Below are 12,683 nucleotides of genomic sequence, written 5' to 3'. Positions count from 1 at the left end.
CTCAGTTGTTGTACATATGTAATAAAGTCGTAAATTCAAACCATCAAAAGTAAGAGCAGGAGCGACGGTGTCCGATCCAATTAAATTGATATCACATGAAATACGCGTTTAGACAAGCAAAGCCAGAAGATGCTGTTCATATCTGGCAAATTCTGGAACATGCTATCCAACGGAGAAAAGAAGATGGAAGCAATCAATGGCAGGATGGCTACCCAAATCCTGCTGTTATCAGCACGGATATTGAAAAGGGAAATGGATATGTATTAGCGGACGGCGATACTATCGTGGGCTACTGCGCCATATTAATAAATGACGAACCAGAATATGCCCACATAAAGGGCAAATGGCTTACAAAGGGAGATTTTGTGGTTTACCACCGCGTTGCCATCTCTGAACACTATTTGGGTAGGGGGCTTGCGCAAAAACTGCTGCTTCATATCGAAGATTTCACAAGACAGCACAATATCCCAAGTCTGCGAGCTGATACAAACTTTGATAACCCCGGCATGCTCAGTATCTTTGAAAAGATGGGATATACCTATTGTGGAGAGGTAACGTTTCGGGGTACACCACGACGCGCTTTTGAAAAAATTATCGCTTAATCGGTACACTTGCAGTTTCCAACTCAGCAATAAATGCGTCTACTTTATCTTCGTCGGTTGCCCAGGAAGTGATTAGGCGTATAGCTACAAGATCCGCATCGATGGTTTTCCAGACATAAAATGCATACCTTTTTGCAAGCTTTTCAACGACATCGTTGGGAAGAATGGGGAAAATTTGGTTAGTGACAGGCTCTGTAAGGAAATCGTAGCCTAATTTTTTTATCGCGCGGGCTACTTTCATCGCCATTTTGTTGGCGTGCTTTGCCAACGAGAAGTATAAATCGTCTTTAAACAATTCCAGAAATTGGATACCTAATAGGCGTCCTTTCGCCAATAAAGCTCCCTTTTGCTTTAACATGTAATCCAAATCCTTCGCCAGATCCGAATTACCGAAAACAATTGCCTCGCCGAGTAATGCGCCATTTTTCGTGCCCCCAATATAAAAGACATCTGTATAACGGGAAACATCGGATAAGGTCAGGTCGTTGCCCTCCGCGGTAAGGGCATGTCCTAATCTAGCTCCGTCTAAAAAGAGATATAAGTCTTTTGATCGACAATAGGCCGACAATTGCTCAAGCTCTGATTTTTTATATATTGTACCAATTTCCGTCGAATTAGATAGGTATACCAGCTTAGGTTTTACAACATGCGGCCTAAGCAAATACGCTTGCAATATGTTTTCGATAGCAGCAGGAGCCACTTTACCATCTTCTGTATCAACGGTAATTACCCGATGCCCGGTAGCCTCGATTGCACCCGCCTCATTCGCGTAAATATGCCCTGTATTCGCACTAATAACAGCTTCGTGCGGCCGTAACAGCGAAGATATGACGATTAGATTCGTTTGTGTGCCGCCCGAAACAAAATAAATAGCTGCATCGGGGTTTTGTATCTTTTGTCGAAGTACTTCCTTAGCCTCTACAGAATATTCGTCTTCACCATAACCGTCGTGCTGTACAAGATTGGTCGCTATTAATTTTTGCAAGATATCCGGATGTGCGCCTTCGGCGTAGTCATTTTTGAAACTGTACATGTTGTGCATGGATTTTAACAACACAAAAGTACAAAGTCTGAACCTTTTTCTTTTCGCTGTTGAAACTTTAGTTTACGCAATAAAAAATATTTATCTATGTGAACGCTTGGTTATGTAGCAGTTTGAAGACGATAAGGACGCTGCCGCGAAGTCCGTCAACTTCACCAAAGGTGGAACATATCGCGCGGATGATTTATATGCCCGAGCGCAGATGATTAATCAATTACAAGCAGTCGCTCGTTCTACCTCACAACATTTAAATGCTTTTTTGATGGAACTGGATACGCTAGAAGTGGATTGAGCTGCTTGATTAAAAGCTAAACCCTTGGTCTGCTTGTCTAGACCAAGGGTTTTTTAATTTATTTAAGCTCCAATTTCGTGATAACGGGAAAATGATCTGAAGGAAAAATCCCATCAGTTTCATCCTGTAGTACCGCGTATTCATTAACCCGAAAGTGGCTACTTGTAAAAACATAATCAATACGACCTTCATAGGCGCGATCGTTATTCATTCCGTTATATGTACCGATCGGTCCTTCCGGCTCGGTTTCACTGATAGCTCGGCTATCATTAAGGAAGCGTGTCAGCGTGAGGATCGGCATGCTGCCCGGTAAGGCGTTCATGTCACCTGTCAAAATCACGGGTTGCCCGTTGGTCATAAAATCGATTCTTTCTTTCATGAGCAGTGCAGATTTCTCCCGTGCCTCGACACCTATATGATCGAAATGCGCGTTGAATACAAAGAAGTTACGCCCTGTATTCCGGTCATTAAAGAGCGCCCAGTTACATAACCTAATTACTGCCGCGTCCCAACCGTACGAGCTTTTCTCCGGTGTTTCAGACAAATAGAAACGTCCTTCGCTGCGCACAGCAAATCGCTGTCCATCATAGAGTATTCTTTTGGATGTCCCTACTATCTGCAGCCCGGTTGCTCTTTGAATATCCGCCGCTTGGTTTGCTTGATCCTCTTGGAGACACAAGATATCTATCTCCCGATCTACGACCTGTTTTATTAACAAATCTTTTCTTCTGCTCCATTGATAATGCGCCGGTATAGCGTCTGTGTCGTGCAGGATGTTATAACTGGCAACAACAAACGTCGACTCACCTTTTGGATTGCCTCCGTCTTCCTCTGGACCGGCGGTTTCATTCTTTTGGCAGGAAATACTTATTCCGAGCAACAGAACAAACCCATACATGTATTTACGCATAGTCACTATTTTTAACCACAACTTGTCACTTATTCTGTAATAATTTTAAACTCTGCAATTGCCGGTCGTCGACTGCTGATAGAGGGCCCCAATCGATAATCGACTAATTTTTGTGTATCGATATTCTTATACAAAATATGGTCCGCAATAAAGTCTCCTCCGTGCTGGTTTACCGTCGCTTCACAAGGGCGGCAACCCGGTGTCATTTCATCTGTCAAGACGGTCGGTAGCATATCCGATCCTTCATTCTGAAAAAAGAAATTGCCGGCAACAAAAACGGGGATATCCATATCCTTAATGAAATTTACGATGGTTTCCGCCTGTAAAGGTCGGTTATGATTTCTCCTATTCGCATTGCTTCCATCGTCTAAGTGGACGCCAATAAAGGCTATATCGATGTCTCTGCTAAAATTGACTTTCAGGTATGCGAACGGACGTTCATCCCCGTTTACAGCAGGATCTACGGGCAATTTCATAACCGAGGATTCTTCGATTGGCAATTTTGACAATACCGCTAATCCGAACTGTCCTTCCCGGTAGTTATCAAGCTGCGGCGCAAACACATACTGCATACCCACATCGGTTGCGATAACCTCCGCTTGATTGATGCTGATGCCCGTACGCGTATTATTTTTATCAACTTCCCGCAACACGACTAAATCCGCTTGTTCACTATTTATTAATTGAGTAATGGCCGAGTAGTCGGCATTCGCATTGTTTATGCCGATAGAAATAATTTTGATGTTGTTCGGATTTTTCTCTTCTTCGTCATTATCATCATCAGGATTTGTTGCTCCGGGCGTCGGTGGATTTGGATCCACCGGCGCGACATAACTTTCCCAAGGCGCTTTACTGCATGAAGAAACGAGCATCAGGCATATAAACAAGAAACTTAATGAAGTTTTCATAACATGTATCTTTAAAGTATAATTTTCAATAATTAGTAACCGGGATTTTGTTCCATATTAGGATTCGACAAAATTTCCACTTCCGGGATAGGCCACCAAAAGGAACGGTCACCATTCGTCGTACGGGTTTCCACTTCGACTTTCCTTCCGGTTTCTGGATCGACGGCACCATATACCGTACCGTTCATCACCTCTTTCCATGTTCCCCAGCGTCGGATGTCAAAATAATGAACGCCTTCGAATGCCAACTCCACGGACCTTTCCTGACGGATAAGCGCACGCATTTTTTCCTTTGAATCGTATTTACTTAGCGTCGCACTTGGCATACCGGCACGATTACGCACCAAGTTGACGTAATAGAGCACATCCGGATGATTCCATTCATCGAGTTCGACAAGGGCTTCGGCATAGTTCAATAGTACTTCTGCATAACGAATAATCATAAAATCAAGGATCCTTGTGCTGGATGTATTCTCCTTATCCCGTTCATCGAGATACTTTTTCACCCAGTAGCCGGTAGCCGTGGAATATTGGATCCCCAAACGATTGGCGTTAACACCGGAGTTATCAAACGGATTTAAGGTAGAGCTCATAAAGGTATCGCCCACTAAAAATATAGACGCTTTCAGTCTGGGGTCGCGCATATCCTTATGATTGGGGTCGCGATGAAATAGCGCAATAGAATCTGCAGAAAGCTCGTTTAAATTTCGGCCGTCCTTGAGCTGATACGTATCGACGATAGCGGCCGTCGGCGATAGGACACTTAGTCCGCCCTCGCTGGGCATGCCGATTGCTGTAAACGCGCCACTACTTCCCTGATCCCGAAAGAAAATCCGTTCTTTGTTTTCTTCGCCGGCGTAACGAAACAGATTCGTATAACTATCGGATGGATTTGGTGCGCGATAAAGCTCATACTCTCCCGATTCTATCACCTTTAATGATGCCTCTCTTGCAGCTTCGTAATCATGGAAAAATAAAGCTAGCCTAGCCATCAGTGCGTAGGCAATCCCGGATGTGATGCGTGTACGGTCGGCGAAATCGTAGCGCGCAGGAAGCTTTTCTGCACAGGCCTTCAGCTCGGACATGGCAAACGCATACACTTCTTCTTCTGTGTTTCGCTTCATATAGCTATTCTCCGGACTGAGCGCGGTGGTTACGATCGGCACCCCCCCAAATAGCATCAGGAGCTCCATGTGATAATACGCCCTTAGTGCCCTGCCTTCCAAAATAAATCGCTCCCGTTTCCACTCTTCCATATACACGCGACCGATATTTTCGAGCAGGCGATTTGTTCGTCGGATGGTTTTGTAGTTGTCCATATAAATATGGTTGGCTCTATCCCAGTTCGACGCCTGTATCCCTCTGACGTACGCTTCGTATTCGCCACGCGTATCTTGCCGTGCCACAAGCTGGTCGCTCAGGGCGTCCAGAAACATAATCTGCCGCCCCGAAAGACCATGCGGAATGCCGACATAGCACCTGTAGAGCCCCAGCTCCGCGTCTGCGGCTGTGTTCCACCACAGCTCATCGTATACGCTGGTAGGGTGGTCCTGCACCAAAAATTTCTCACAACTAGTTGTTATCAACAAACCAACTGCTAAACATGCTGAATAAATATATCGTTTGTTCATTTTTTAAAATCTTATACTTGCTCCTACTGAATATGTTGCCATGATACTATGCTTCCATTGATCACCCCGACTTTCCGGATCCACTAATTTCATACTCGTGAAGGTCATGGGGTTCTGTGCGTTCAAAAACACGCGTAGTCCGGAAAGCTTAAGTCTGTTGGCCAAGTGCTGGTGTAGTGTGTAGCCCAACTGGATGAACTTCACACGCACATAGGCTCCATTCTGGAACCAGAAGTCGGATGCCATACGGTTATCACTCGGGCTAACATTTAAGCGTGGAAAACGCGCATCGGTTCGATCGGGTGTCCAATAGTTATCTGCGTAATAAGTTGTAGGCACGCCACCATCGGCTATCCCATCGAGCGGAAGCGCAAACATTCCCGTCAGCATGGCATCACTCTTGCCGGTACCCTGAAGTAAAAACTCCAAGTCGAAATTTTTGTAATCAAACCTAAAGTTGGAAAAGAAGTTAACGCGGGGCATAGGATCACCAATGATTGTTTGATCAGCTTCATCAATCTGTCCATCCTGATTGATATCGATGTATTTAATATCACCAGGGGCTGACAAGTGGCTTCTGACCGCAATCATTGGCTCTCCATTGTCATAGAAATCTTCTGCCTGCAATAAACCGTCCGTTCGGTACCCAAAGAAGCTACCGATACTTGAACCCACTTGGTTGCGGACAGCACCGCTACCGGCGTAAGGCCCTCCTACAAGGCTCAAAATCTCATTCTTGTTGTAAGTAAAGCCCGGTCGTATCGAAAACCCAAACCCGTTATTCAGCTTTTCTGTATAGGTTAACGACGCTTCCCATCCCTTATTTTGTACCTCGCCGGCATTAACCGGCACTTTTTCCTGGAAGCCTCCGGTCAAGGGTAATTGTGGTTGCAAAAGCATCCCGTTGGTCCGCTTGTCATAGAAATCGACCGTCAGCTCCAGTTTATTAGATGCAAACAAACCCAAGTCAAACCCGACATTTAGCATATCGACTTTTTCCCAGGAAATATCCGGGTTCCCATGTGAGATCTCCAAAGCGGTGCTCGGATTGATCAACGATTGATAAAGGTAAGGGTCGATGTTCTCGTTTCCGAGACTACCGTAAGAGGCTCTTAGCTTTAGGTTGTTCACTAAGGTGGATTCGTTCAAAAACGCCTCGTTATGCAAGTTCCATCCTACGGCTACCGAGGGGAAGAAACCATACTTTTTGCCCGGGCCAAAGCGGGAGGATCCATCCATACGAACCGTACCTTCCATCAAAAAACGATCATCGTACGAATAATTCAATTTGGTATATGCCGAGCGCAAAGCATATACGGTCCAATCACCCTGATTTCGCTGCTCCTGCGAATAACCCAAAATACCGTACACACTATGTTTATCGCGATTAAGCGTATAGTCTGCATTCAAACCCACAAAATAATAGGTCGAACGCGATTGGTCGGCCTCCCGTTGCAGGCCCCATGTCCGAAGCAACACGCCGGTATAATAGTCAAAGTGATTAAAATTTTCGCGTACATTATGGTGTGCGTCGCTATTCAACCGGAAGCTAAACTGCCCGTTGACATTTAATCCGGGAAGCACCGTCCATTTCGGACGGAAGTTGATCAGTGATTCTGTGTACTCATTTTTACGTACTCCGCCTACTTCCGCGTAAGCCAAGGGGTTCACAATATCTGCAAACTGTCCATAAAATTGTCGTCCATCCCGATCGGGATAGCGTGGCAATACGTTCGGCGCTACACGATACAAATCCTCCAAAAAGCGAAACGTACCGCCTGATGTCACCCGATTTACGAGTTCCCTATTCCGTCTGATTGCCGTAAAATCTAAATTGACCAAAAAATTGTCCGCCAGGGTGACTGTCGTATTTGCCCGGATATTAAAGCGCTTGAGATTCGAATTGGGGAGCATACTGCCCTGATCCATATAGTTTCCGGTCACCGCGAAGCGCGCCAGGCTGTTACCGCCGCTCACAGAAAGACTGTGGCTCGAAATCGGCGCCATCTTGTCTAGCATCAGATCGACCCAATTGGTATTGGGGTACAAGAGCGGGTCTGTTCCCTTACGCGTCTCCTCAATAGTAAGATCAGTATGCGGTGAAAGTCGACCCGCGGCAACGTGGGCTTCGTTATCCATCTCCATATAGCGGACCGCATCCACCGTTTGGGGCAATGCTGTAGGTGCTTGATAACCGTGATAACCGTCGTAATTCACCTGCATTTTGCCGGGTGTTCCTCTCTTAGTTGTAACGACAATCACACCATTTGCGGCACGTGATCCATAGATGGATGCCGCGGCCGCATCCTTCAATACGGTTACGCTTTCCACTGTTACCGGGTCAATATGGTTCATGTCCATTGGAATTCCGTCTACCAACACCAAGGGGTTTGCGCTGTTCAACGTGGTGATACCCCGGATATATACCGTCGCTGCATCGCCGCCGGGCAGTCCAGAACCCTGATTGACCTGAATACCGGTCACTCCGCCTTGTAAAGCCTGCGAGAGATTTGTTATGGGCTTGCCGGCAATATTGCTCTCTATAGGTAACGTCGACAAGGAACTGGCGATGTGTTTTTTCTGTTGTTCGTTCATCCCTACGACGACAACTTCCTCGAGTGCCGCCACATCGCTTTGTAAGGCAATAGGTAAGCTTCTTTCGCTTTTCGTAACGCGGTGTTCTCTAGGGTGAAAGCCGACCATCGAGAATACCAAAACGTCTCCTTTTTTCGCGTTTACAGAGAAGAAGCCCGTTTCATCTGTGGTTGTATTTTCGGCGCTACCTTTTACCATGACGTTTACGCCGGCCAGTGGCATCGGCGGCTCCTGCGTATCGTAAACCACACCGCTGATTGTCACTGTTTCCTGCTGTGGACGGCTAGATGTTGTTGCCACTTTCGTTGCATTCGCTTCCAGGATAATGGTTTTTCCTTGTAGCGTATACGTCAGTCCTAAATTGCTTGATATTTCATCCAGTACGCTGGACAAGGGAGCGTTTTTTACATCAATTGCTATTGATTTCGTGCGCTTCACAAGATGCTCATTGTAAATGAAATAATAACCTGTTTGTTTATTGAGCTCTTTAAAAACACTTTTCAGGCTACTGTTTCGGGCCTGTAGCGTTACATGCTGTGCAAGGGTATGTGCACTTAGGTGCATGCCGAAAAATAATAATAGAATGCCGGTAAGCTTCATAATTAAAAATGTTCGTCGAAATCTGGGAGATTTTCTACTGTTTTTTGAATGAACGAGCGTCGTTTTAGACCGCCGGAGTTTAAAATGTAATACTTCTTTCATACATTTGAAATGTTTGATTATTAATTCATAAAAGGATATGCTGACAGGCGTTGGCAGCAGTTAATTTAGTCGAACGTCTTCCTTCTCGGTTGCCGCCGGGAAGGATTCTTCATTCATAGGGTTTTATTTATACATCGATTTTTATTTTAATTGTTTGACCATTATTTTGTTTTTCTGAACATCAAAGTGTACCCCCCCTGCACGCTCCAAAATAGAAAGAAGTGTAGCCAAAGGATCTTGGCGGGATACCATTCCTGTTAGGCTCACCTCAGGCACTTCCCCTCCGTAAACCACCTCGGCATTATACCATCGACCTATCTGCCGCATCACCTGTGGCAGTTCAGATTGGTCAAAAAGAAAGATTCCGTTTTTCCAGGCGATGACAGGTTCTATATCTACGGCACGCACCCGAATTCCTGTTTCTTTCCGCTGGATTTCAGCCTGCTGCCCCGGGGTCAGGCGCATGGCTTCTTCGCCTCTTTTCACATGGACGGAGCCGGTTAGTAAAGTTATTTGGCTCTTTTGTTCTTCCGGATAAGCCATTACATTGAAGGTGGTCCCCAACACTTCCACCTCGCTTTCGGCGGTCTGCACAAAAAAAGGTTTGGTGGCATCATGCGCGACTTCAAAATAGCCCTCGCCCTCGAGCTTCACGCTACGTTTGCTTCCGGAAAAATGACTTGGAAAAATTAAAGAGGATGATGCATTCAGCCAAACTTTCGTCCCGTCGGCCAAAATAAGTTGGTACTGACCACCTCGCGGCGTCCGCATGGTGTTCAGCGCATGGTCGGCCTGGTCTACTTTATCGTCGTCGACCCGATAGATAACCAGCCCTTCCGATGTATTGGACACCGTGATACCCGCCTCTTGGAGCAGCTGATCTTGTCCCAGCTCATTTAATACTATTTTCTTTCCATTAAACAAGGTCAATTCAGCTCTGTCGCTTCCGGGCTGCGGATAGCTATTTACCTGTACTGCTATCTGCTCCTCAGGTTTATGCTTTATATGGCGATAGGCAAATAGTGATACGAATGCTACGAGCGCAACTGTCGCGGCGACCGCCATCCAATGTGCTGCATTTAAAGGTCTATAGCGGGGGCTCGGTGCAGGCGTTTGGATCTTCTCCTCAATTTTATCAAAAAGATTAGACAAGTGTGGCTGCTGCGCAGCAATCTCCGCTGTATCGACTTCCCTATTTAGCGCTTTCAGAATCAATTCTTTCAGCATGTCCGCATTTTCTTCAATATCGAAATAGCGATAGAGCTGAGTCAATTCCTCAGCAGTACACTGTCGCTGAAGAAATTTCTGAAACAGATGCGTAACCGTATGTGGATGCTTTTTCAATCGTTTGTATTTTCTTTTCTCTATTACGTATGAAAAGAAATTTACATCTGCTCCGCTCGGATTATTTTTTCAATAAGGACGAAAGCGAAAGAAAAATAAATGGTAGGGGAAGCTTAAAAAATAAGAAAGAACAAAAGTAGTGTGTAATAGCGTGTCTCAATTAGATGCTCCTTTAAGGTTTTAGTAGCTTTAACGATATGATCATTGATCGTCGAAGTGGAAACGCCGAGCATATCGCTCACTTGGTCATAGCTTAGCCCTTCCAGTTTGCATAATTGGTAAATCTCTCTTCTTCTGGGCGGAAGCTGATCCACAGCGCTCTCCAAGATCGCCTTATCTTCCTTTTCTCTGAGCCATTTTTCGGTAGGGGACTCGCTTTTTTCTCTTTCTTCTCTTCGACGCGAAGTAACAGAAATCAGTGTGTGTTGTCTTGCTTCTCTTCGGAAGTTGTCGAAAACTGCATTTTGGGCTATTTGAAAGATAAACGATTTGAAAGATCGGTCCGTGTCTATAGTAAGCCGGTTTTCCCAGATCTTGATAAATACGACCTGTAAGATATCGTCGGCAATTTCGCTACATTTGGTCATTCGTTGTATATTCCCGTACAACTTACCGCTGTATCGATTATATAACTCCCGAAAGGCACTTTGGTCGCTTTGCCTTACTAATGCCAGTAAGGCCGTCTCGGGCAAATCAAGATACGATTCGGTACGCTTTTTCATTCGCATAATTTAATTATTCATTTGTGTCTGTTTCCGAAGGCATTACCCTTTCGTGTCTGGCTTCGATGATACCCATGAACTCGTTACACTCGGTTTGACTTTTTGGAGTGATGAAACGACCAAACACGTTCATCACAAAGTCGCGCATAGCCACGTCGCAAATCTAAAGTTCCAATATTACCTCTATATTAAGAAACGATAATTTATGTCAATCCCTCCTCTTTGTCCAACCCCGTATAATCGAAAGCCCGCAAAACTCTTTTGATTATCAATTAGACTGATCCCGAAAATGCTTCAGAAAACGGCCGTGTATAAAGCAATTGTTACGGGTGCGTTAAATGATTTATTTGTTTCGACGGATTTAAAAATAGCCCGTATATTTACACCGGTCAGCAGAATTGGCCATCCGCAGAGCGTTAGCCGGTAACGTTCCGAAGGTTCGAATCCTTCCTCTGCAACATCATCAAGTTTAGTTTAGTTAGTTAGTCAGCTAAGCCCCTCCTCCCCGTTGGGGCTTATTTGTTCTACGAGGTGACGCGGTATAATTTTAGAACTCCGCATGGAAAGGAAGTCTGCATACCAATAGCCTGAAGATTTCACAATACGTTTTTGCGTTGTAAAATCAACATATACCAGCCCAAATCGAGGGTGATACCCTTCTGCCCATTCGAAGTTATCGAGGAATGTCCACACGAAATATCCATTTACTTTTACCCCTTCTTGTTTTGCACGGAACACCTGCTCAATGGTGCTTTGTAAATAAGCCTTTCTTTTCGGATCGTTTACTTGTTGATCTCGGACCTCATCATGAAAGGCAGCTCCGTTTTCGGTTATCATCAGCGGAGGCATATTTTCGTAAGCACTGAATTTCTTCAATACGTGATAGATTGACGCTGGATAAACTTCCCAATTCATAGCCGTTACCTCCACCTTACGTTTTTTTGCACTGACAATTTTTGCTTGTAACCACGGAACAAAAGGTGCAAAACGGATTACTTCTCGTGTGTAATTTTGTATGCCGATGAAATCCATATCAAACTTCAGATCGTTCTCATCGTTTTGTTGTATATATTTTTCTATTCGATTCAGAATCTTCAGATCCTGCGTAGGGTATCCCATGCCTAGTAACGGCTCGATAAACAGACGATTGAGCAGGGCGTCTGCCTTTCTTGCAGCAAGTATATCTTTTTCGATTGCGCGGAATGGCTCAACGTGTGAGCACGAAAACGTAGTACCAACACAACTGTCGCTTTGTATAGATTTAATTATCCGTGCTCCGTAAGCCTGTGATAGCGCGGCATGATGCGTAGCTGCTAAAAAGTTGCCCAGCCCCTTTCTACCCGGAGCATGTACGCCAAAGAAATATCCCGCGCCGGTAAACACAACTGGTTCGTTTAAAACCATCCAATTTTTCACGCGGTCCCCAAAATGTTGGACACAGATGGACACATAATTGCCAAACCACTCTCTGACATCACGATTTACCCAACCTCCCTTCCATTCCAGTGCGTGGGGAAGATCCCAATGGTAAAGCGTTACCCACGGCGTTATCCCTAATTCAAGCGAAAGATCAATAAGCCGATTATAAAAATCTATCCCTTTTTGATTAATCTCTCCTGTCCCGTTAGGAAGTATACGGCTCCACGCGATAGAAAATCGGTAATTCGGGATGTTTAAGCTGTGCATCAGATACAAATCGTCTACGTAACGATTGTAAAAATCACATGCAATATCCCCGTGTTGATTTTGGAAGATTTTATTCTTTCTTTTTACAAAGACATCCCAGATCGATAACCCTTTACTATCGTGGTTATGCGCTCCCTCGATCTGATAAGCAGCCGTGGAAACGCCCCAGATGAAGTCTTCTCCGAAGGCATCCTTATTCAACGACATCTAATTCTTCCCTTTTTGTATGTCACAGTTTATGGAACCGCA

At 45.0% G+C, this 12,683-nt stretch carries 9 protein-coding genes; 1 reads left to right on the top strand and 8 read right to left on the bottom strand.

Annotated features, from left to right (window positions below):
* Positions 1–95 precede the first annotated feature (95 nt).
* Positions 96–602 (top strand): GNAT family N-acetyltransferase, encoded by a 507-nt coding sequence (locus tag C5745_RS02495; RefSeq protein WP_105715396.1) that lies wholly within the window; start codon positions 96–98, stop codon positions 600–602.
* Here C5745_RS02495 and C5745_RS02490 read toward each other — a convergent pair.
* The 8 genes from C5745_RS02490 to C5745_RS02455 form a co-directional block, all read right to left on the bottom strand.
* Complete coding sequence (locus tag C5745_RS02490; RefSeq protein WP_105715395.1) at positions 592–1,635, bottom strand: threonine aldolase family protein; 1,044 nt, start codon at positions 1,633–1,635, stop codon at positions 592–594. The two genes, C5745_RS02495 and C5745_RS02490, sit on opposite strands and share 11 nt — an antisense overlap.
* A gap of 359 nt (positions 1,636–1,994) precedes the next feature.
* Positions 1,995–2,846 (bottom strand): endonuclease/exonuclease/phosphatase family protein, encoded by an 852-nt coding sequence (locus C5745_RS02485; protein ID WP_105715394.1) that lies wholly within the window; start codon positions 2,844–2,846, stop codon positions 1,995–1,997.
* Between the two features lie 29 nt (positions 2,847–2,875).
* The gene (locus C5745_RS02480) at positions 2,876–3,754 is read right to left on the bottom strand and encodes an endonuclease/exonuclease/phosphatase family protein (RefSeq protein ID WP_133166276.1); all 879 of its coding nucleotides are present in this window, start codon (positions 3,752–3,754) and stop codon (positions 2,876–2,878) included.
* Between the two features lie 32 nt (positions 3,755–3,786).
* Positions 3,787–5,385 (bottom strand): RagB/SusD family nutrient uptake outer membrane protein, encoded by a 1,599-nt coding sequence (locus tag C5745_RS02475; RefSeq protein ID WP_105715392.1) that lies wholly within the window; start codon positions 5,383–5,385, stop codon positions 3,787–3,789.
* A gap of 3 nt (positions 5,386–5,388) precedes the next feature.
* Entirely contained in the window at positions 5,389–8,580 is a 3,192-nt protein-coding gene (locus tag C5745_RS02470; RefSeq protein ID WP_165792996.1) for a TonB-dependent receptor, read from the bottom strand.
* A 243-nt stretch (positions 8,581–8,823) separates the two neighbouring features.
* Entirely contained in the window at positions 8,824–10,026 is a 1,203-nt protein-coding gene (locus tag C5745_RS02465; RefSeq protein WP_105715390.1) for a FecR family protein, read from the bottom strand.
* Positions 10,027–10,139: 113 nt separating this feature from the next.
* On the bottom strand, positions 10,140–10,748 hold the full coding sequence (locus tag C5745_RS02460; protein WP_165792995.1) for an RNA polymerase sigma factor: 609 nt from the start codon (positions 10,746–10,748) through the stop codon (positions 10,140–10,142).
* A gap of 486 nt (positions 10,749–11,234) precedes the next feature.
* Entirely contained in the window at positions 11,235–12,641 is a 1,407-nt protein-coding gene (locus C5745_RS02455) for a GH1 family beta-glucosidase (RefSeq protein WP_105715388.1), read from the bottom strand.
* Between the last annotated feature and the right edge of the window lie 42 nt (positions 12,642–12,683).

It is taken from the genome of Sphingobacterium haloxyli, assembly GCF_002980525.1.
Lineage (GTDB): Bacteria > Bacteroidota > Bacteroidia > Sphingobacteriales > Sphingobacteriaceae > Sphingobacterium > Sphingobacterium haloxyli.
This window is presented reverse-complemented; position numbering and strand designations above follow the sequence as displayed.